18 protein-coding genes are annotated in these 22,650 nt (G+C 42.3%); 5 read left to right on the top strand and 13 right to left on the bottom strand.

Annotated elements, in window-relative coordinates; translation table 11 throughout:
* Positions 1–16 precede the first annotated feature (16 nt).
* The 3 genes from ISG33_RS16205 to ISG33_RS16195 all read left to right on the top strand — a co-directional run bounded on the left by ISG33_RS16205 (position 17) and on the right by ISG33_RS16195 (position 3,175).
* On the top strand, positions 17–1,138 hold the full coding sequence (locus ISG33_RS16205) for an HD-GYP domain-containing protein (protein ID WP_195734672.1): 1,122 nt from the start codon (positions 17–19) through the stop codon (positions 1,136–1,138).
* A 117-nt stretch (positions 1,139–1,255) separates the two neighbouring features.
* Positions 1,256–1,864 carry a hypothetical protein gene (locus tag ISG33_RS16200; protein ID WP_195734671.1) on the top strand — a complete coding sequence of 203 codons (609 nt, stop codon included), beginning with the start codon at positions 1,256–1,258 and terminating at the stop codon, positions 1,862–1,864.
* Positions 1,865–2,182: 318 nt separating this feature from the next.
* Positions 2,183–3,175 carry a polysaccharide lyase family 7 protein gene (locus ISG33_RS16195; protein WP_195734670.1) on the top strand — a complete coding sequence of 331 codons (993 nt, stop codon included), beginning with the start codon at positions 2,183–2,185 and terminating at the stop codon, positions 3,173–3,175.
* Positions 3,176–3,208: 33 nt separating this feature from the next.
* Here ISG33_RS16195 and ISG33_RS16190 read toward each other — a convergent pair whose 3' ends face one another.
* From ISG33_RS16190 to ISG33_RS16180, 3 genes are all read right to left on the bottom strand, one after another.
* Positions 3,209–3,625 carry a response regulator gene (locus ISG33_RS16190; RefSeq protein WP_195734669.1) on the bottom strand — a complete coding sequence of 139 codons (417 nt, stop codon included), beginning with the start codon at positions 3,623–3,625 and terminating at the stop codon, positions 3,209–3,211.
* 22 nt (positions 3,626–3,647) lie between these two features.
* Positions 3,648–5,129: a sensor histidine kinase gene (locus ISG33_RS16185; RefSeq protein WP_195734668.1), complete on the bottom strand. Its 1,482-nt coding sequence runs from the start codon at positions 5,127–5,129 to the stop codon at positions 3,648–3,650.
* Between the two features lie 236 nt (positions 5,130–5,365).
* Positions 5,366–6,313, bottom strand: a complete 948-nt coding sequence (locus ISG33_RS16180; protein WP_195734667.1) for an NAD(P)-dependent oxidoreductase — start codon at positions 6,311–6,313, stop codon at positions 5,366–5,368.
* Between the two features lie 89 nt (positions 6,314–6,402).
* Here ISG33_RS16180 and ISG33_RS16175 point away from each other — a divergent pair, with 89 nt between their 5' ends.
* A complete protein-coding gene (locus tag ISG33_RS16175; protein ID WP_195734666.1) occupies positions 6,403–6,840 on the top strand; it encodes an SRPBCC family protein in 438 nt (145 codons plus the stop codon).
* A gap of 3 nt (positions 6,841–6,843) precedes the next feature.
* Here the strand turns inward: ISG33_RS16175 and ISG33_RS16170 are convergent, their stop codons facing one another.
* Complete coding sequence (locus tag ISG33_RS16170) at positions 6,844–8,151, bottom strand: peptidoglycan DD-metalloendopeptidase family protein (protein ID WP_195734665.1); 1,308 nt, start codon at positions 8,149–8,151, stop codon at positions 6,844–6,846.
* 217 nt (positions 8,152–8,368) lie between these two features.
* On the opposite strand from ISG33_RS16170, the gene tyrS reads away from it, so the two are divergent.
* Positions 8,369–9,565, top strand: a complete 1,197-nt coding sequence (gene tyrS / locus ISG33_RS16165; RefSeq protein WP_195734664.1) for a tyrosine--tRNA ligase — start codon at positions 8,369–8,371, stop codon at positions 9,563–9,565.
* Positions 9,566–9,605: 40 nt separating this feature from the next.
* Here tyrS and ISG33_RS16160 read toward each other — a convergent pair whose 3' ends face one another.
* The 9 genes from ISG33_RS16160 to gltB all read right to left on the bottom strand — a co-directional run bounded on the left by ISG33_RS16160 (position 9,606) and on the right by gltB (position 22,164).
* Positions 9,606–10,262: a hypothetical protein gene (locus ISG33_RS16160; protein ID WP_195734663.1), complete on the bottom strand. Its 657-nt coding sequence runs from the start codon at positions 10,260–10,262 to the stop codon at positions 9,606–9,608.
* A 20-nt stretch (positions 10,263–10,282) separates the two neighbouring features.
* Entirely contained in the window at positions 10,283–10,687 is a 405-nt protein-coding gene (locus ISG33_RS16155) for a rhodanese-like domain-containing protein (RefSeq protein ID WP_195734662.1), read from the bottom strand.
* Positions 10,688–10,761: 74 nt separating this feature from the next.
* Positions 10,762–11,631, bottom strand: a complete 870-nt coding sequence (locus ISG33_RS16150) for a helical backbone metal receptor (RefSeq protein ID WP_195734661.1) — start codon at positions 11,629–11,631, stop codon at positions 10,762–10,764.
* A 24-nt stretch (positions 11,632–11,655) separates the two neighbouring features.
* On the bottom strand, positions 11,656–12,636 hold the full coding sequence (locus ISG33_RS16145) for a cobalamin biosynthesis protein CobD/CbiB (RefSeq protein WP_195734660.1): 981 nt from the start codon (positions 12,634–12,636) through the stop codon (positions 11,656–11,658).
* 4 nt (positions 12,637–12,640) lie between these two features.
* A complete protein-coding gene (locus ISG33_RS16140; RefSeq protein ID WP_195734659.1) occupies positions 12,641–13,336 on the bottom strand; it encodes a 5'-methylthioadenosine/adenosylhomocysteine nucleosidase in 696 nt (231 codons plus the stop codon).
* 136 nt (positions 13,337–13,472) lie between these two features.
* Positions 13,473–14,072 (bottom strand): DUF2726 domain-containing protein, encoded by a 600-nt coding sequence (locus ISG33_RS16135; RefSeq protein ID WP_195734658.1) that lies wholly within the window; start codon positions 14,070–14,072, stop codon positions 13,473–13,475.
* Between the two features lie 233 nt (positions 14,073–14,305).
* Positions 14,306–16,045: a hypothetical protein gene (locus tag ISG33_RS16130; RefSeq protein WP_195734657.1), complete on the bottom strand. Its 1,740-nt coding sequence runs from the start codon at positions 16,043–16,045 to the stop codon at positions 14,306–14,308.
* A 219-nt stretch (positions 16,046–16,264) separates the two neighbouring features.
* Positions 16,265–17,680: an FAD-dependent oxidoreductase gene (locus ISG33_RS16125; RefSeq protein ID WP_195734656.1), complete on the bottom strand. Its 1,416-nt coding sequence runs from the start codon at positions 17,678–17,680 to the stop codon at positions 16,265–16,267.
* Positions 17,681–17,697: 17 nt separating this feature from the next.
* A complete protein-coding gene (gene gltB, locus ISG33_RS16120) occupies positions 17,698–22,164 on the bottom strand; it encodes a glutamate synthase large subunit (protein WP_195734655.1) in 4,467 nt (1,488 codons plus the stop codon).
* Between the last annotated feature and the right edge of the window lie 486 nt (positions 22,165–22,650).

Here is a 22,650-nt window from a genome sequence, read left to right as displayed (position 1 = left end):
TTAAAAGAGCAGTTACATGCCAGTATTTAAGCATGAAGAATTGGAAGACGACATTCTACACGACTTAATGGATGAAATTAACGAGCTATATGAAGCGAGTGAGCAAACTCTCATTGAGTTAGAGTTAACACCCAAAGACAATGAGTTGCAGCGAGCTCTTTTTAGGTCTGTACATACCATAAAAGGTGATCTTGGTTTGGTCTCGTTCACGCCGATGATCGCCATACTGCAGCATTTAGAAGACCTTCTGGATTTGCTTCGTAAAGGTGAAATTGATTACACCAGTAATATGAGTGATTTAGTCTTGTTACTGATGGATAAAGTAAAGGTCTTTGTTGAAAGCTGCATGGAAAATGGATATGCAGAATACGATGAGCAACTCAACAATTCAGTCATCGACGTTATTAGCAAAATCAATCCAAGTAATAAAAACCGTCACGAGTTCTTATTTGCTAACGCAGTCAATTTGATTGATCCCAGTCGAAATTTAGAACAAGGCGAAGAAGGGTTTGCTGAAGCTCCAATTCGTCTAGCACGAACAGGTATCCCACAAAATTTAAGTCCTGAGCAGCAAGTCGACTTATTGTTTTTTCGCGAATTAATGAAACCTATTGAAAAAAGAGTGGGTTATGAGGAAGGTCGAGGCGATCGAATTGCTAAATTAGCATTTTATATCAACAAGTTAAGCGACCAGCCAATTGATGAAGCGCAATTAGCAGTTGCGTGCTATGTACATGATTTTGGGATGTCTTTTATGCCGGCCGAAGTGGTCAATAAAAAAGAGGCTCTGAGCAGTTTAGAGCAAAATTTAATGCGTTCTCATGTTTATAAGAGCGCTAGATTACTCGAAAACCTATCATTGTGGGATGAAGCCAGAAAAATCGTGATGGAACATCATGAGTGCATGGATGGTAGCGGTTATCCATTGGGCCTCAAGCGTGAGCAAATATGCGAAGGTGCTAAGTTACTTGGTATACTTGATCGCTACGACAGCATGATAAACCCAAGATCAACTGAAAAAATATCGAAAAAAGATGCTGTTATTGCACTAAATAAGAACTTTAAAGGCCAAGTAAGCGGCACATGGTTAAGATTGTTTAACCAAGCAATGACTAAACTACTCAGTCAGTCAGCTTAGATTCAGTTTCGTCATGCTACTTTATTACCAATAAAATGTGATACGTTGACTATAGCCACTACTAAGCAGGTCGTATTTATCAACTATCCTAATTGAGCAAATTTACCGAGTGATAACATGAATTATTTTAAGCTTATAGCAAAATTATCAACCTTCTTAATCGTCCTGGCTGTAAGTCAAAATCTGTTGTCAAAGGAAGCGGTTGTCAAGCAAAACCCTGCACCTTCAGTGTCTAAGCAGTCATATGAGCAAGGTACTAAAGCGAACAAATGGAAGTTAGACAAAAAGTTCGCTGAGATTGCTAAGTGGCAACACCGTCAGTATTCAGCCTGCAACACAGTAGAGACAAATTGCAAAAGTAGTTGTTCGCGCGAAGTGCCTGAATTGTTCGACAGCTGCATTCAGTTTTGTGATAGTCCTGTGCCTTGCCAACAAAAGGGAAGTGAGTTAGCGCAGCAATACAGAGATGAGGCAAAGCTTGATTACACAGAATCTGTGATGATAGATAAACAAAATATCGCGATTAATACTGGAACGATAGAGGCTGAAGAATGTGTAAGCGGAGTAGATGTTGGAAGCCGTCTCAAAAATGAGATATTGGCAAGTGTCAGTGCAGAAGCTAAAACAGAAAAGGAAGCAATAAAAGATTTTAGTTTTAAGTCGCATAATGCTTCATCTAGCATAGCCAATGTAAACAAAGCTGATACAAAAGTCTTGTGTCAGTAATGTAAGCTGATTCTCACAGCGACTAAAATAAGCTGATATTGATACTATTGTTAACCAATATTGTTCTAAATACGCTAGCACTTCACTCTTAATTCCTAATAATCCCTGCATTCATCTCCTTTTATATAATCCAAATGAAAAATTAAATTGTTAATTGCAAGTAAATTGGATAACATTGAGCTTAACAATGTATAGTGAAATTGTATTACCAAAAATCATTTTTTGGTAATTGCATTGGTGCTGTGGTTCTTAGCAGCATTGCTCGCATGCCAAATAGTTAATTGGACTATCGCACCAGCAGTAAATAGGGATATATTAATGAAAATAAGTAAAGTGCTATCAGTTAACATCACCGTATTGTTAATAATGATGTCCTCAGCGGTATTTTCCCAAAACTCCAGACCAAGTGAGCATGGTCCACATGCTAATCTTGAGCAGGGGCGCTTGCTTGGCGATTTATCAACACTTGACCCTAGAAAAAAACCAAGCCAAAACTTCGATCTACAAGACTGGTCGCTCACCCTGCCAACTGATATTAATAAAGACAAAAAAGCAGACATTATCTATGAGCCAGCTTTAGATAAGGGCTTTGAACTTAAACCTTTTTTTTATACTGGCGGTGATGGGGGGCTTGTTATGGCCTGTCCCAATATTGGCTCTACACCTTCATTGAATGCAAAGTACTCACGAACAGAATTGCGTGAGATGCTGCGTCGAGGCAACCCGAGAGTTAAAGTCAGTGGCGTTAACAAAAATAATTGGGTTTTTGGGTCCGCACATGGCTCCATGAAAAGAAAAGCGGGTGGTATCGATGGGAGTTTGGAAGGGACTCTTGCGGTAAATCGAGTGTCAACCAGCGGTGACGAAGACATGATTGGACGCGTCGCTATCGCACAGATCAACGCCACAAAACATGAACCGCTTCGTTTGTATTATCGAAAATTGCCAGGTAACTCTAAAGGCTCGGTGTACTTTATTCATGAGGTAAATGGCGTATTGGATGCAACTGTCAGGTTAGTTGGTTCTAAGTCAAATACACTAGAGAATCCTGCCGATGGCATAGAGTTGAACGAAAAATTTTCCTATAAAGTGTCGGTAGAAAATGAAATATTATATGTTACCTTGATTAGAGAGGGTAAGAAAAACATTACTGGTAGTTATAATATGTCGAGAAGCGGTTACGACGGTGGTGATCAATTTATGTATTTTAAAGCTGGTGTGTATAACCAAAATAACGGTGGTGTGAAAGGGGACTACGCCCAAGCCACATATTATCACCTTAAAAATTCTCATGCTGGTTACAAGTACTAATTATTATAGTGTCTCGCTCAGAGAGCAATTACACTAGTGAAGTCTTTCCACTACTAATTTCAGCTCGTCAAGGCTGCTATCGCCTTTCACCAAATAATCGCTCACGCAGTCGAAGCTGAGCGCCCGCTCTTTATCTTCTTCTAAACTGGAAGACGAATAGATGACTACTTTGCAGCGTTGGTATGCTTTTTCTTTAGCCATTTCAACAAAACGCTCAAGAAAGTCAAAGCCATTAACAATAGGCATGTTTATGTCGAGGAATATAATGGTTGGAGGGAACTTTTCTTTAAGTGTGCGCATGTTTTCTTCAAGCGCAGAGAGAAAGGATAGGGCGCTACTACCATCGTCGTTCTCAAAAATATGCTCTATACCCACAAGCTTCAGTTGCCTATTAAGTATGTAGCGATTTATTTCACTATCATCAATGATGAGTGCGCTTATGTTGTTCATTAATTTCTCGTTTTGCATATGCTTATTCAACTACCGTATTGTTAGGTGCTGGTATATTAATCTCAATAACAGACCCTAGTGATTCCGTGCTTGCTTGTGAGGGCGATATGCTTATCGAGCCTCCCATTAATTCTATATGTTTTTTTACTATTGCTAGGCCCAAACCTGATCCTGAGCTTAAGGAGCTATGAAAGCGAGTAAACATCTCGAACGCTTCTTTTTCTCTATTTTCAGGAAAGCCTACACCATTATCCTCGAAGCATAAATTGAGGCTGTTTTTATCAATATTTGCGCTTATAGTTAACCAACTTGTTAAACGCCTGTCACGGTATTTAACGGCATTGCTTAGCAGATTATCAACTACTTGTTGCAATCTCACCTTATTTGCCTCGAAAAATAACTTATCGTCGGCAGTCATTCTGATATCAAGCTTGGGCTCTGTCGACCGCCTCTCTAAAACAGCGATCCTTTCTCTTAGGAGTTCCGCGACATTGATGATATTGGATGAGTCTTCAATTTCTGTCGCTTTAGTCAATGACAAAATACCACTTATATGGGCTTCTAGATCTTTCATTTGCAACTCTACCTTCATTGCATCGGCTTTTGCTGCCGTATAGTTGCCTGCATCAATATCTTGTTGAATGAACTGGGCAAGGCTTTTAGAAGCAGAGACCGGTCCCTTTAAGTCATGTGATGTTCTGTAAGCAAATCTAGTGAGTTCGTCATTAGCGTGACTCAGCGATTCGGTCCGCTTGAATACAAGTTGCTCAAGTTTTTCATTAATCTCTTCTTGCAATACCGTCTCCCGTGCTCGCTCACTTGCTACGATCAAAAGTTCCCGTAACTCACCCGTAGTCGTCGCAAAAATATCCTCTTGAGAGAGAGACGAATTCTTTTCCTTCATTACCCGAATGGTGCTGCCAATTGATTGGGTAATATTCCTCGACAAGAAGGTAATAAGTAAAATGTTTAACAGTGAAATAATAACAACTAAAGGAATGAAAACCGCTAAGAGAAAATTAACTGTTTGCGTGATGGGTTTTTCAAACAGAGCTGAATTTTCTGTAAATATTATTGCGGATGCTTCCATGTTACTTAGAAAGGCTGGCAGACTAAGTTTCTGCGCTCTAAACTGGTCAATGCTATCCAAAGCTTTATCCACATCCTTAATGTCTTTTTCGCAAAGCAGATAAGCTTCATAAGTGCCAATAGCTTTCATTATGATGATATTTAGTGCATTTACGATATCTAAGCAGTCCAAAGGTTGCTGTTTTATTTCTAGTACGGTCTTTTCCATCGAATTCACTTTTGTGTCAATGTCAGTATCAATGTCACTAACAAAATCACTGACTTGCCGAGAAAAGATAGCACTGTTTTTAAGATGTAAAGAATTTAGTTGATGCAAGGTCGCACCTTTTGAGAGCTCTACAACAGACCAAAGAGTGATGCTAATTTCGATGAGCGTTAATACAACGATAAACATCAATTTATAGGAAATTCTCAAATCCTTGCTCCATTATTGAACTGACTGACAATTAATTTATCTGGATTAGGTGTTTTGTTGATGGAAGCCATTGATAGTAGCCATAGATGGTAAATACATGTGTATTGTTCAAGAGTCACACAGAAAGACGCTTGATGAATATGCTAAGTGTGAGTCACTAAAGTGTATTTCTCAATTAAACTTTAGTGCTAAATTCGACCGGAATAACTCACTTTATCGCCATTTGATAGTGAACGCTAGTAACCTCGCTCGAAATTGATGATCCCTTCCGGTGTACCGCCGTTGACGAAACAATTAAGGTTTTGTTCAAAAAATTCCCACACCAAGGTGTGCTGACTAGATGCAGCGGTATGGTTTGTTACCAAAAGGTTCTTCGTTTCCCAATATACATGGCTCGATGGCAAAGGCTCAGTTTTAAATACGTCGAGTACAGCGCCGCATAAACGTCCGTCATCAAGTGCTGCCACGATATCATCGTCGTTTGCAATGACATTTCCTCTCCCTGCATTAATGAAAAGCGTAGCAGGATTGAGGGCCTCAAAAAAGGCCTTGTCACATAGTCCGTTGGTTGTGTCTGTGTGGGGAAGCAAGTTCAGTATAACATCGCAGTGTTGCACAAAGCTCTGAACGTCATTTAGAAAGAAGTGTTGGTTTGCGACGCTCGGACGAGAACGGGCATTTAGACTATATACTTTCATATCAAAGGCTTTAGCTGCAATTGCCACTTCGTAACCAATATTGCCAAGGCCCATAATGCCAAGACGTTTTCCTTTGAGCGTGGGGAGCGTTTGCTGCTGCCAGTTTTTTTGTTGCTGATAGGTGCCGAAATCTCCAATTTTGCGCTGAAAGTATAGAATATAAGCCATCACATATTCGCGCATTTGACCACCAAAAACATCTTTTAAGCCGCTTAGATGATAGTCTCTTTTAGTGACGTCAATAAGCGGTTTAACGCCTGCCCATGTTGACTGAAGCCAGCGTAGCTTATCGCAATGATGGACAAACTGAGCGGCAATGTTCGGATTCGCCAAGATGAGTTCTACATCTGCAAGGCCCGAAAAGCCCTCTACACTAGCACCAGACCAAAGTAGCTCGACATTCTCAAATGCTCCAAGACACTTTTTCGCAGTAAATGCCCGCTCATATTCTTTGTGATCTCTTGAAACTATAGCAAGTTTGAACATACAAAAAGTCTTAATTTTAGGTGAAGAAAATCAGAAAATAGCCGATATAATTTTTAACACAAGTAACAATAAAAAGTGAAGTAGATACCATGTATGATTTTACCATCAACGGGACATTGAACGCCGGTCTAAACGATGTTTATAGTGCGTTTCATGACCCCAACGTATTAGTACGGTGGTTTGCACCGGGAAACATGATGGTATCTCAGTTCATGTCTAACTTTACTGAAGGTGGCAATTACCGCTTAATTTTGCAATCACCTGACGGTTTCCAACAAACCATTATCGGCAGTTACGAATCGATCAATCAAAACGAGGAGCTTTGCTTCACATGGCGATGGGAAGATACTAACGATATTACCAAAGTGAGTATAGCGTTTACTTGTGACAATGACACAACAACCTCAATTCGCTTAAGTCAAAGTGGTTTCAAGCGAGAAGAGGACATGCTTCATCAACAGTATGGTTGGATTGCCTCGTTAGAAAAGCTCAGCCTCGTCACACGTAAACAAGCTATGGTTGCCTAGTTGTTACTCGGCAACATGCATGGCGAGCATGATTCGTTTGTTGTTGTCCAACATAGCAACTTTTTTATCTGCAATAATTGCAAATTTAGCCGCCTCAGACTTAGCAATAGGTTCGGCTTGAGGTAGCTTGACTGTTCGTGGATTCCTGTGAACACCATTAACCAAAAATTCATAATGTAGATGCGGCCCTGTGACCATACCAGTGGCTCCTAAGTATCCGATCGTTTGCCCTTGCTTTACAGTGTCACCTTTCTTAACCGCGCGCTTGGAAAAATGCAGGTACTTTGTCGTATATTTTTCGCCATGTTGAATGAATACATGATGGCCATTATAACGGTCGTAAGCTGCCTTGATGACTTTTCCATCGCCTGCAGCCATAACGGGCGTTCCTACTTTTGCAGCATAGTCGACACCGCGATGAGCCTTCCAGCGCTTTTGAACAGGATGGAATCTGCGCTTTTTGAAGCTAGAGCTTATATATTTGAAAGACACCGGTGCACGTAGAAAGCTCTTGCGCATGCTTCGGCCGTCGGGTGTGTAGAAATTGCCATCTTCATATTTAATGGCTTGAAACACGTCGCCTTGGTTAATAAACTCCGCTGCGACTATATCACCGAAACCAACAAATTCACCGTCGATATACTGCTCTTCAAAAATGACATTGAAGGTGTCGCCCTGACGTATCTCTTGGCCAAAATCAATATCCCATCCAAAAATGCCAGCAAGGCGCATAATTTGATTATAAGTAAGCCCTGAGTCGATACCTGCATTCCAAAAGCTACTCTTTATTTCACCTTGGGCGAAGTTCAGTACTGTTTCGACTTGCTGCACCAATATGTCACTTTCGAGCTTATCATTCGCATTTTTCTTTATACTGAGGGTTTCCGTTTTCGATAAGGGGTAACGCAATGATTGAAACTGCTTGTTTTCGTCAATTTGAATATAAAGTAGGTCACCGGGTTTAATCTTAGTTAAGTTTTTGGCTAACTTGCCGGCGCTGCTAACATTGTGTGTATCGGTAGGCGATAAGCCTAGGTTAGAAAAAATGCGAGCAAGGGTGTCGCCGCTGCTTACTTTATGCGTCGTCCAATTTTCCGTCTCGTCGTGAAGCGACTTAGGAACATCACTGGACCTTAACTGAGGAAGAGTAATGTCGTATTTGACCCCCGGAACTAGCTGTTTTACCTCAAGATTCCGCGACGCCTTAACAGAGTCAGACGGAAACAAGGCTAAGACCACTAATATCGCAGCAACGCACGCTAAGGTTAAACGATGTGGTTTTGGGAGTTGTTTTATTGTATTCGTAATCATACGACCGTAAAATAGCACCAATTCAAAACACCAGAATATAATGATTTTAGTCTTGAATCCAGCGTAAAGGTTCAAAATCGCTGCTATTTAATTTGCAATTAATGGTAGGTTTAGAGCAAGTAAAATGTTGGCTCAATTAAAACTCAATTAATTTAGTAGGTTATGAAGCTCGACAACAGTGTCAGTTTTAATACCTTCAGTATCACAGGAATAAGTAATGACAGATTGGCAAGCAGCATTCGCGGAAATAAAACGCGGATCAGACGAGATTTTAATTGAAGAAGAGCTTATTGATAGGCTAAAAGCTGGAAAGCCTTTAAAAATAAAAGCAGGCTTCGATCCTACCGCGCCAGACCTACATTTAGGACATACAGTTTTAATAAATAAGCTACGTACCTTTCAGAACTTAGGACATGAAGTTATCTTTTTAATTGGCGACTTCACTGGTTTAATCGGTGATCCAACCGGTAAAAACGTGACTCGTAAGCCATTAACCAAAGAACAAGTTCTTGAAAATGCTAAAACCTATCAGGAACAAGTATTTAAGATATTAGACCCAGCAAAGACAACGATTCGTTTTAATTCAGAGTGGTTTGATAAAATTGGTGCCGACGGCATGATTCGCTTGGCAGCGAGTCAGACGGTGGCTCGCATGTTGGAAAGGGACGACTTCAAGAAGCGCTATGCTAATGGACAACCCATCGCAATACATGAATTTCTCTACCCCTTGGTTCAGGGGTGGGATTCAGTGGCACTTGAAGCAGACGTGGAACTTGGTGGCACTGATCAGCGCTTTAACTTGTTGATGGGTAGAGAACTGCAAAAAAATCAGGGTCAAAAACAGCAAACCGTTCTTATGATGCCGCTTCTTGAAGGCTTAGATGGTGTTCAAAAAATGTCTAAGTCTTTAGACAATTACATTGGCATCACCGATTCGCCAACCGACATGTTTGGCAAAGTGATGTCGATTTCTGACGAATTAATGTGGCGTTATTACGAATTATTGAGCTTTAAACCCATTGACGACATTCAGCAACTTAAACGCGATGTTGAGGGTGGCAAAAATCCGCGAGATGTAAAAATTGCCTTAGCTCAGGAACTTATTGCTCGTTTTCATAGCGAAAGTGATGCAGATGCTGCTTTGCAAGATTTTATTCAGCGCTTCCAAAAAAATGCGATACCTGATGATATGCCTGAGTTGGAAATTGACGCAGGAGAAGGAATTGCAATTGGCAACCTCCTGAAGCAAGCAAATTTGGTCGCTTCAACGTCGGATGCAATGCGCATGATCAAGCAAGGCGCAGTCAAGATTGATGGCGAAAAAGTGGACGATACGCGCTTGGTATTAAATGAAAAGGGTGTGGCCGTATATCAAGTAGGTAAGCGCAAATTTGCACGCATTACACTAATCTAGTTTAAATACTTTTAAGCTACTGCCACTGCGGCGCGTTCGCTTAGTCTTTGCCGAGCGCGCTCAATAGCAATACAAAAAAGCAAAGTACTAGGTTAAATAATGGCAATTGCAGACTTGAAGGCATGGTGTATATAAGGACCACCGCTGGAAGCCATACACACCAAGTGCTGACAATGGTTGCGGGGAGTCTATGAAATAAATAGTTGCTTCGCAAATTGTCGATGCACTCACTAAAATTAAATTCTGTTTCTCTCCACATATACAGCAAGGTTATCAAGGGGCTAGTAATAAAAACGCTAAAAATAAACTGATCGGTGAGGGTCTTTTTTAACACTGTTTGCCATTCATTGTTATTGCCAAACCAATCGCTTTGAAGCACGTAAAAACTATCAATAAGCCAGCCCATAAAAGCCCAGACGACAATGAAAAAGAGCAAATGGTACAGCCAGTTTTTGAGCACTTTTCCTTTTATTATTAGAAATAGATATGGCAGCAAACCACCAAATATTGAGGTTGATACAATAGCAAAAACACTCGGGTATTGAAGTTTGAGCTCAGCGGCGAACAGAAATGCAGGTGCAGTTGCTGGCACTTTGAAATAGAGAAAAACAATTAATAGGGCAAAGGATTGAAGAATAAGGCCTGGTATGAGATTCGTTTTTGCAGCGCTTTTGACTTCAGACAGCAGAGACGACATTAATGAAGCAGCCTTTATTTTTAATTCAACGAGTTAACTGCCCGTTGTTCTCTCGTCCACTCTAACATATCTCCTTGAAGATGTTTAACGTTGGTAAAGCCATTATTTACGAGCATTGTGATCGCTTTACTTGCGCGTTCGCCGTGTTCGCAGTAGACAATAATGGGGAAGTCTTTGAATTCCGAGAGCCGCTCTATGCTGCTTGTAATTTCTTCAAGTGGCATGTTTACCGAACTAGGAATATGTCCTTTACTGTATTCTTTAACACTTCGCACATCCAGAAGAAGACGCTTACTTGTAGGTAAGTTTTCGAAACTTTCTGTACTGATATGATCATCAGCATATGTGACCGAAGACAAGAGTGCACAACATAGGAGGGTGCTTAGGAGCAGAATAAAACGGTTGCCTAGTGTTTTGACTTGCATGGAGCCCACCTTTGTATCAATTACTTAAGATATTACATTGTGATGCTCTAAATATAGTAGAAGAAAATAGATAGTCAAAGATAGGCTTGTTCGCATAGCTTTTCTAGTGCTGGAAGCACTCTTGGGGTAAAGCGGTGTAATGCGTCTGGATTTACTTGCAGTAATTTAGGGGAAAGCACACTTTCGTGCATATTCCAAAATGTCTCTATGTTTGCTTTATTATCATTTAAGGCGGCAATAATTAATTCGGGTTGTTTTCGAATAATATCGGCTAGGGAAAACTGCACAAAGCCAGCTGTTAAGTCTTGGTAAACATTGCTGATCCCGCAGCTTGCAAGTAGGGAGTTGAGCCATGGGTCGTTTGCTACGCCACTCAATGGCTGGCTATTCATGTAATAGACGGCGCTTTTATGCTTGCCAATATGGCTTTCTTTTATGCGACTAAATTGAGTGCGTAATGACTTTAGCAAAGTAGCGCCCTCGCTTTTAGCATGTAAAAGTAAAGCAATATCTTCTATTTCCTCGAGTAAATCACTCACATTTTTAGGTGCAGATCGATAAACAGTGAATCCTAGTTGCTCCAAACGAGCAAGGTCTTGGGCCTTATTGCCGCCATCCCATGCTAGGATATGAGTAGGTTGTAGGCGAACGATTTGAGCAATGTCAGCTCCTTGATAACTTGCTACAGACGGTGCTTTAATTGAGCAAGCTTGGTTTAAGCAACCTTGGCCGAAGGGGTAGTCACTGTAATCGCTCACAGCCACTAAATTTGTTTGCCTATTCAAAGCAAAGACGATTTCGCTCAGATGGGGGGAGAGAGAAACAACACGTAACTCTTCGGTTTGTGAGCTCTTATTGGGTTCGAATAATGTCGTGTCATCAGCTGCAACACTTGCTGTCGAAAACAAGCTAATAAGAACGAAGCAAAAGGCGTTAATAAGCATAGGCTGAATATATGAGTGAATGACTTAAATGACTAAAGTGATTGTTTGAATGATAACGCACAAAAGTAATAAGACGAAGATATATAGAATGGTCACGCGATTCAGTATCGAAATTGCCATGGGCATAAACGACGCATTCGGCTCAGCTCTTCCCAAGTAGTTACTCCGCCGGTATTTTGTTTTTCCATAGTAAAGCGCACCACTTAAATGAGTATTTAATGCAAAGTGGCTAGCTCTTAATAATATTGCGCCCTTAGTTTCACGAAAAGAGCGACTAATTCGATGTTTTTTCAGGTAGATAAAAAGCCCAAAACCTCTACCGCTGATGATTGCTAAAACGGCAAGTAGTCGAACGGGTAGCCACTGTAAAAAGGAGCATATTTTAGCCACAACGAGGCCGAAATATCGATATTTCACCACTTTTGTATTCCAACTGTGATGTAATTCATAGCAACAGCGGTACGAGAGTGCAGCAAATGGGCCAAGAAGAGCAAACCAAAAAAGGGTTACTCCTAGCTGATAATAGTATCGTAAGCTTACGGCCTCGATAGCTGCTTTACTTACTCCTATTGTCGATAAAACCTTAGTGTCTCGCAGCACCATAGGTTGTAGAAGCTCACGAGCCAATGTCTTTTTTTCTAATAGTAGTGCCTTTCGAACTTGTAAGAAGCGAGCAGAATTACGACTGAATTGAATGCTAATGTAAAGCAACAAGGCGTCGAAGAGTTGAGGGTAATAAACAAATTCACGGAAGATGACGAGTATAACAAGAAAAGGCACAATGATAAGGAATGCGCCAAGGGCTCCAGATATTATGTGCTGTTGACTGCTGGCACTTTTAGCTGGGAGCACTTTTATGGCCATTCGCTGGCCCAAAAAGTTCACGAAAGCCATTGGGTCCATCCTGACTGGAATTTGTATACTGCGCTCAAAGGCCAATACAGCAACAAGTATCAGCCAATTTTGGATCGAGGTGAGGGATATGAGGTTGAGAAAAGTATCCAAAATCCTAACTTAACTCTTTGAGCATTCCCATTACTAATTCTGCGCTATTTTTCGCGGCTTTCTCCAAATACGCCTCAAATGATACTGTTGAGGTTTTTCCGGCAATATCGGATAAGCTTCTAATTACTAAAAAAGGAATACCCAACAAGTAGGCGGTTTGCGCAATTGCGGCTCCTTCCATTTCAACAGCGGTCATTTGTGGGAATTTAGCTTGTAGGTCTGAAGCGGCCTCATCACTGCCGATAAAGCTATCACCAGTGCACACCAGTCCTGATTTTGTTTTTATACCACTTATTTTACTTGCGGAGGCTTCTGCTGCGGCAATAAGACTTTCATTGCAAACGTAGGTTTCGGGCATGCCAGCACATTGTCCCAAGGCATAACCAAAGTGAGTAATATCAACGTCGTGATGGGTCACACTTTGGCTGATAACCAAGTCGCCAATATTCAGCTCCTTATCGAAGCCGCCGGCTGAGCCTGTATTGACCACGTAATCGGGCGAGAATTTATCGATGATGAGGGTTGTCGCAATAGCTGCAGCGACTTTACCTATTCCACATTTCACTATAACCACTTCTTTGCCGTGAAGTTCACCAGTGTAAAAGCTAAGGTGAGCATGATTGATTTCAGCTAGATTATGAAGGGATGCTTTCAGTAAGGCGACTTCTTCATCCATTGCGCCTAATATTGCTATTTTCATGTGTTTTCTCTTAGGTATTTATGCTGAGTTTAACTAGCACAAAGTAAAACGCAAGTACTCATGGAGTGCCTTGCGTTTGGAGGTAGTGTTTAATCTGTCTTGTTTCGTTTGAATAACTTACGTCAGCTCTTAGCGATTATGCTGCCACTTGTCGAGATGTTTTCACTGGGCGCGTAGGACGCTTCGTTGGTGTAAACAAGCTTGACTGATTATCAGCCGCTGGGAGAGGGAGTTTGCCTTGCTGTCGGCGCAGAGCAACCAACTTTGCTTCGATACAGGCTCTTATATCCTCTACTTTGTATCCGTGTCTAGCTTTGATGCGAGCGTGAGGTATACCAGCAGAGTCTAAAGCTCCGGTCACAAAAAAGTCTTTTTTGGTTTTGTGTCCTTCTTTCCCTAAATTATGAACGATATCAAGAGCAAGCACGGGCGTCATGTCTTCCTTGTTTACCAATACGTAATCGATTTGTTTTCTGCCAGCCCTTAAAAGTGCGGTTTTAGCGACTTTCTTATTTGTATTTCTTCGCAACGAGAGAATATCAGTAAGCTTAACCCTAGAAACCACTCGGAATTCGTGTCCCACCGCTTTTTCAATCATATCTAAGAACTGATGCTCAACGGGCGAAAATAAGGTGTTTCTACGCATGAAGGGAAAATCGACTTCATCTTCGCTTAGTTTAATTGCGGCAACCGCGACCACAATTAATATCATGATTAATATAATGGCAAATTCCATAACAACTCCTAATGTAAAAACGTCAATAATTTGTATCGTTGACAAGCTATATGAACTAAAGCAAAGCTTGTGCCACAATCGTTTTGTGTTTCACAGTAAGATGGAAAAAAGCGTAAACGTGAAATATAAGGAAAATGAAGAAATAGGGGAGCTGTAAGTAAAAAAGCAGTTCAAAGTAACTAACTCCGAACTGCTTAAATTTTGTTGCTTGTAAAGCTACGTTATTGTAAGTATTAGATAATTGGTTGCTTAACCAATATGTCAACCTGTGTGCCGTTTCCATCTTTTGAGATGATCAGGGTGGTGTTGTTATCCACACTTTTGAGCATTGTGCGGCTCTTGATTGTTTTTGGCTCAACAAACTTATCAGAAGACGCTAAATAGTAATTCACCACTTCTTCCGGCGTTTGTGGAATATGCAATATCATCGACGCCGGAAAATCTGCGGCAAAGATTTGGCATAGCTTTCCGTTTACCGGAATATCGATGTTATTGAAGCTTTCTGGGCAACCTTCGGCTCGTATGGCTACTTCAACCTTGGCACCAATTTGGTCTTGAGGCTCGGCAGATACTGCTGGTGTATTGTCTGTAGCTTTATTGTCAGCGTCTATTTTCTCAGTGCTCGAAGGCTCGTTCGCAATGAACTCATTGTTTTCAGTCAATACAGCCTCTACAACTTCTGCTTCTATCTCAGAGGCAAGCTCCTGTGCAGCCGCTTCTTGGCTTTCGGCTTTAGCAGCAAGCTCTTGTGCAGCTGCTTCTTTTCTCTTTGCTTCAGCAGCAAGGGCTTGTGCAGCGGCCTCTTGTCTTTCTGTTTCAACAGCAAGGGCTTGTGCGGCGGCCTCTTGTCTCTCTGTTTCAGCAGCAAGGGCTTGTGCAGCGGTCTCTTGTCTTTCTGTTTCAGCAGCAAGGGCTTGTGCAGCGGTCTCTTGTCTTTCTGTTTCAGCAGCAAGGGCTTGTGCAGCCGCTTCTTGGCTTTCAACTTCAGCAGCCAGCGCTTGTGCATCAGCTTCTTGGCTTTCGACTTCAGCAGCGAGTGCTTGTGCATCAGCTTCTTGGCTTTCGACTTCAGCAGCGAGTGCTTGTGCATCAGCTTCTTGGCTTTCTACTTCAGCAGCGAGTGCCTTTGCGTCAGCTTCTTGGGCTTCGACTTCGGTAACTAGTTCTTCAACTGCAAGTGTTTCCTTTGCTTTTTCCAGTTCTTTTTCTTTGGCTTGCGCTTCTAGTATAGGTGCAGGCAATGCAGGAAGTTCAGGTGCAGTTTCTTCCGCCATGTCGTCACTTTTTTGTTCTTCAGCTTTCTTTGCAACGATTTCCTCTTTTTCCGTACTCTCGTCGTCCTTCGAAGCTTCATCCTTTGCTACTGCCTCGTCAGCGACTTCATCTTCAGATGCTTCATCTTTTTCTACTTCATCTTTCTCGTCTTGGTCTTCTTGAACTGCGGTCTCTAGTGCAGATGACATTTGCATTTCTACGTCGTCGCTCAGTTGAGAAACAGATGTGATATCTTCTACTGCGTAATCACGCATTACTTCAGGGGCAGGCGTTGCTTCTTGAGGTATTGCAAGATCTGTAGAGGCTTGCTCTTCGGATAATTCGCTCTTTGCTTCGCTTGTAATAGCAAGGCCAGCCATGATCAATTCAGAAACCGACTTTTCTGAATGGTCTTGTGATTTAGGTGCAATCGCATCTTCAGTCGAGATGAGCATAGTCGTCGCTGTAGGAACTTGCTTGGCTGGTGCAGGCTTTTCATCCGTACTTTTTGTGGTCAACAGTGACGATAGAGCTTTTTCTACTTGCTCAGGTGTTTTCTCTTTGGTGTCGGTGTCATTGGCAATGGCGGCAGATGATATTCCAACAGCAAGCATACCGGCAGTTAAGCCAAGTAACGCCTGAGATTTAGAAATACGATAATTTGAGGGCTTGTTATTCACGTTACTGTTGTTCCTGTGAGTCTCTTGTCGATTTTTCATTTCACTGCCTGTTGTTTTCTTTGTTGGCCAAGGTATGGATTCAGCATCCCTAATATAAGTCATTGACGGCAGAATACTAGCTGTATTGTGCGATTGGAGTCTATTTACTAATAGCTAAGTATATTAAAAAATAACCAATCTACAAAATAAAGCCCAATTACCTTTTGTCGATAATTGGGCTTTCTGCTTATGTATTATTTCAAAAAAATTAGATTTTGGCTATACGCCCATATAATCTAATATGCCTTCAGCAGCTTTTCTGCCCTCGTCAATGGCAGTAACTACGAGATCTGAACCTCTCACCATGTCTCCACCACTGAATATTTTGGGGTTAGATGTCTGGAAAGCATAACGTCCTTGTGCAGGAGCACGGACTCTTCCTTTTTCATCAAGTATGATGCCATAGTCTGCAAACCATGGTGCTGGACTTGGCTGAAAACCAAAGGCAATGATAACAGCGTCGGCTTCAAGTATATGCTCTGAACCTTCTATTTCTACTGGGCGGCGGCGACCCGCATTGTCTGGCTCACCCATCGTTGTTTTGATCACCCGAACACCAATTGTTCGGCCTTTTTCGTCAACAGCAATATCGATAGGTTGAAGATTGAATTGAAACTCCACACCTTCTTCTTTTGCGTTTACAACTTCTCGGCGTGACCCAGGCATGCTTTCTTCATCGCGGCGATAAGCACAAGTTACGCTTTGTGCGCCTTGTCTAATAGAAGTGCGCACACAATCCATAGTGGTGTCTCCGCCACCTAAAACGACCACTTTTTTACCTTTCATATCGATGAAATCAGCGGGGTCTTTTTCTATTCCCATTACGCGGTTGATGTTAGCGATTAAGAAGGGGAGTGCCTCAAAAACGCCAGGTGCATTCTCATTATCGAATCCACCTTTCATCGATTTGTAGGTGCCCATTCCTAAAAACACAGCATCGTAATCATTGATCAAGCTTTGAAACGCTATGTCCTTGCCTACTTCGGTGTTAAGAACGAATTCAACACCCATGTCGCTGAAGATTTGACGTCGTAGTTTGATGACTTCTTTTTCTAATTTAAACGACGGAATACCAAAGGTAAGCAAACCACCGATTTCTTCATATTTGTCGAATACAACAGGTTTTACGCCATTGCGTACTAATATATCAGCGCAGGCTAATCCTGCTGGCCCCGCACCTACAATGGCAACTTTCTTATCGGTCGCGACAACATCAGACATGTCTGGTCGCCAACCCATTTTAAATGCTGTGTCAGTGATGTATTTTTCAATACTACCTATCGTGACTGCACCGAAGTCATCATTGAGAGTGCATGCGCCTTCACATAGTCTGTCTTGTGGACAAACACGACCACATACTTCTGGCAAACTATTCGTTTTGTGAGATAGTTCTGCAGCCTCGATGATCTTCCCTTCATTAGCTAAATCAAGCCATTGAGGAATAAAGTTGTGTACCGGACATTTCCATTCACAATACGGGTTACCACAGTCTAAACAACGGTCAGCTTGGCCCTCAGTTTGAGACTGTGTGAGAGGCTGGTATATTTCACCAAAGTCCTCTTTTCTCACCATAATGGGTTTTTTGGGTGGGTCGATTCTTTCAACATCAACAAATTGATATACATTTTTAGCCATAATACTTCTCCCTTTTCCTATTGCGCTTGAACGCGAAGTTCCGCGCTGGAACGGCTAATATGACCAAGCAAATTTTTAACATCACTGGTTTTCGGTTTAATTAACCTAAACTTCTTACTTTCTTCTGCAAAGTTGGTAAGTAGAGCTAAAGAGTGTTCACTCGCAGTTTCTTCGTAGTGACCATTTATTAAGCCACGTAAGTGCTCAGACAAGATCACTTTGTCGTTAACGCTCATTACATCAACGAGTTCTATATTCACTCTGTGCTCAATGTCACCAAACTCATCATAGAGATAGGCAAAGCCGCCGGTCATACCGGCACCGAAATTCACACCAACACTGCCCAACGACGCAACAATACCACCAGTCATGTATTCACAGCCGTTATCGCCCATGCCCTCGACTACTGCAACAGCTCCCGAGTTTCTGACGGCAAAACGTTCACCTGCTCTGCCTGCAGCATAGAGCTTGCCGCCGGTGGCACCATACAAGCAAGTATTTCCCATAATGGCGCTGGAATGAGTGTCGAAACTGATATTGCGCGGTGGATGAATTACCAGCTTGCCACCTGTCATACCCTTACCCACGTAATCATTTGCATCGCCAATCAGACGCATATTTAAACCGCCTGCATTCCAAACCCCGAAGCTTTGACCAACGGTACCAGTTAAGGTTAGGTTAATAGGCTTGTCTTCCATTCCAGTATTACCATGAATACTTGCTATGTAGCCAGATAAGGTCGCTCCTACGCTGCGGTCTGTATTGCGCACTGCATAAGACCTATTTGCGCCGCTTGATTTGTCGACAGCTTGCTGAGTGTCTGCAAGTATTTGTTTATTGAGAACACCCTTATCAATCGGTTCATTTGTCGTCTCTGAACAAAATAAGCGAGTGTGCTTTCCTGCTTCTGGTTTCTCAAGTAAAGGTGATAGGTCTAAGCGTTGCTGCTTCGCGGTTTGACCGTCTAAAAGCGTTAACAGCTCTGTTCTACCGACTAAGTCCTCGAACTTAGTCACGCCAATACTCGCCATTATTTCTCTGACTTCCTGTGCCACAAATTTAAAGTAATTCATGACCATGTCTGGAAGACCAATGAAATAGTTGTCGCGCAAGGATTTGTCTTGTGTTGCAACACCTGTTGCACAATTATTCAAATGGCATATGCGGAGGTATTTACAACCCAATGCAACCATTGGTCCGGTACCAAAACCAAAGCTTTCAGCACCTAAAATTCCTGCTTTAACCACATCTAAACCCGTTTTCAAACCGCCGTCGGTCTGAACACGTACTTTATGACGCAAACCATTTTCAACAAGCGCTTGCTGTGTTTCCGCCAAGCCTAACTCAAATGGGCTTCCTGCGTATTTCACCGACGTAAGTGGGCTTGCACCGGTGCCACCGTCGTAGCCGCTGATCGTAATCAGGTCGGCGTAAGCCTTTGCTACACCAGTAGCGATCGTACCTACACCTGGTTCAGATACTAATTTCACCGATATAAGCGCTTTCGGATTCACTTGTTTTAAATCGAAAATAAGCTGGGCTAAATCTTCAATAGAATAAATATCATGATGTGGTGGTGGTGAAATAAGTGTTACACCGGGAACAGAGAAGCGTAGCTCGGCAATGTATTTGTTAACTTTATCGCCAGGAAGTTGGCCGCCTTCACCGGGTTTTGCCCCTTGTGCGACTTTTATTTGAATAACGTTTGCATTCATTAGGTAATGTGGTGTAACGCCAAAGCGACCTGATGCAACTTGCTTGATTTTGCTGTTTTTCTCGGTATTGAATCTAGCTGGATCTTCTCCACCCTCACCCGAGTTCGACTGACCGCCCAAGCGATTCATTGCAATAGCCAGCGCTTCGTGCGCTTCGGGGCTTAATGCGCCTATCGACATGGCTGCGGTGTCGAAACGTGGGAATAAATTCTCAGCAGGCTCCACTTGGTCTACATGAATCGCTTCTTTGAAGCTCTTTATTTCCATTAAATCGCGCAGATGCGACGGCGCTCTTCCATTTACAAGATTACTGTAAACTTTATAGTCATCGTAGTCGCCACTAACGACTGCTTTTTGTAGTGATGTAACCACATCTGGATTATATGCATGGTATTCCCCACCATGAACATATTTTAGCAAGCCTCCGTGCGATATAGACTTGCGCTTAAGCCAAGCTATGCGAGCCAAATTAAGAATATCTTGCTCGAAGTCTTCAAATGCAGCGCCTTGTATACGTGAAGGTACTCCACGGAAGCATAGCGATATCACTTCTCTGTTAATACCGACAGCTTCAAATAGTTTTGAGCTACGGTAGCTAGCGATTGTACTGATGCCCATTTTAGACATGATTTTGTACAAGCCTTTATTGATGCCTTTACGATAATTCAGTACCGCCTGCATTGGAGTAATATCTAGCTCATTGTTATCTACCATTTGCTCAATGGTCTCATAAGCCAAGAAAGGATATACAGCAGTAGCACCAAGGCCGATTAACACTGCAAAATGATGAGGGTCTCTCGCCGATGCTGTTTCAACCACAATGTTTGCATCACAGCGAAGCTGGCTGTCAACCAGTCTGCGTTGAACGGCACCCACAGCCATTGCCGCAGGAATGGGCAGCATGTCTGGTGATATTTTACGGTCAGTTAATACAACGAAAACCGCAGAACGCTCGCGAACAGCATCCTCAACCTCATTACAAACGCGCTCAATAGCGGTCGCTAGGCCTTCACTAGGCTTGTAGTTTAGTTGAATGGTTTCATGGTGGTAGTGTTCGCTGTCTAGCTCGCGAAGTTGTTTTAAATCGGTATACATTAATACTGGTGATTCAAACAACACTCGGTTGGCATAGCCACTGGTTTCATTAAATACGTTTTGTTCGCGGCCTATGCAGGTTGCTAGCGACATAACATGGTTTTCACGCAAAGAATCGATTGGCGGGTTAGTTACTTGAGCAAACTGCTGTCTAAAATAATCATAAACAGTGCGACTCTTCGACGACATCACAGCCATTGGAGTGTCGTCGCCCATCGAACCTACAGCTTCTTGACCGTCTTTAGCAAGCACTTTTATTACTTGCTGCATTTCTTCGTAACTGTAGCCAAACAGCTTGTGATAGGTCGCCATTGTGGTGTCGTCAAAAGAGCGTTTGCCAATCAACTCTGCCTCTGTTTGATCGAAGGGCACAAGATGTTTTATATGACTGTCTAACCACTCTTTGTATGGGTGACGTGATTGTAAATCTTCGTCGATCTCGTTAGTTCGCCATATCTTGCCAGTATAGGTATCAACAGCCAGCATTTCACCTGGCCCAACACGACCTTTTTCAATCACATCTTCTTGTTTGTAGTCCCAAATACCAATTTCGGAAGCAAGCGTGATCAAGCCGTCTTTGGTGATCACATAACGTGCAGGACGTAAGCCATTTCTATCAAGGTTACACGCCACATGTCGGCCATTGGTTAGTACGATACCCGCAGGGCCATCCCATGGTTCCATGTGCATTGAATTGAATTCATAAAATGAACGCAGGTCGTCGCCCATTGTCTCATTGTTTTGATAAGCGGGTGGCACTAGTAGACGCATCGCGCGGAATAAGTCCATACCGCCGGCAAGAAAGAGTTCAAGCATGTTGTCGAGAGAGCTTGAGTCAGAACCTTCGGTATTAACAAAAGGCGCAGCTTGCATCAAATCTGGTATTAGTGGCGTGGCAAACTTACCCGCACGAGCCATAGCCCAGTCACGATTACCCTTAATCGTGTTAATCTCACCATTATGCGCAAGAAAACGAAAGGGCTGTGCCAGTGGCCATTTTGGAAGTGTATTCGTTGAAAAGCGCTGATGGAATACGCAGATGCTTGATTCAAGCTCAGGGTTCGCTAAGTCGAGGTAGAAGCTTGGCAGATCCTTCGGCATAACCAAGCCTTTATAGACCGTTACTAAACCCGATAGACAGGCTACGTAGAAGTCGGGGTCGTCGGCTAAGCGTTTTTCAGCTCTGCGACGGGCCATGTAAAGTCGACGCTCGAGATCCTCGGGGCGCCAGCCGGTTGGGCTATTCACGAAAATTTGTTCTATCTGCGGCACGCCCGTTTTAGCCAACTCACCTAGTACGGTTTTATCAACTGGAACCTCACGCCAGCCCAATACGGGTAGCATTTCTCTTTCAATTTCTTCGCTTAATATATCGCGAGACTGTTGGGCTAGGGTCGGATTTTGGCTAAGAAAAATCATCCCCACACCGTAATTTTTGCTAAGCTTCCAGCCCTTATCATCCGCAATTTTTTGATAGAAGGAGTCGGGTTTTTGTAGCAGTAAGCCACAGCCATCGCCGGTTTTTCCATCCGCAGCAACACCGCCGCGGTGCTGCATTCGGTCTAAACCTTCAATAGCAGTCAATACAAGTTGATGACTCGCGTCGCCATGGGTATGGGCAATAAGACCAAATCCGCAGTTATCTTTTGAATCATTTGGGTGATATAAACTCATTTGTTCTCCTTCTACAGCAAGCATGCCGTAGTGCGCCCCGTAATAATGTTGACTGTTAAAGGCCGCGTTATCTACATTTTCTATTAGCGCGATATTTTGCGCGCATTTTTATGCAATTTTTAGCAGGCGATAAAGATACCCATTTAGCTAGCCAAAATCAATTATAAACACGATTAATATCATTATTTATTTGGTGAATGATTCATATATAAAAGCGCTTTTAAGATTATATCCCTGTATTTTAGAACCATGTAGCGATGGTCTTATGTAGCTACTTTGCGACATTTTGAGATTTTTTTGTGATTTTTTTACGTGAAAAAATGCTTGGTGAGAACTGAAAATATGAATGAACATTCACCAATTGCTGCATATTTATAGAATTGACCACCGCTACATTCAGCTTTTACATGACTTTCTATAAAAAACAATATTATTGATATATCTTTTCCTATTTCTACTTCAAGCGCTTTACTGGTAGCATAGCGG

This window comes from Marinibium conchae (assembly GCF_015595035.1).
In the GTDB taxonomy this organism is placed as follows: domain Bacteria; phylum Pseudomonadota; class Gammaproteobacteria; order Enterobacterales; family Alteromonadaceae; genus Glaciecola.
Note: the sequence above shows the minus strand (reverse complement) of the source record. Positions and strands in the feature narration are given on the sequence as shown.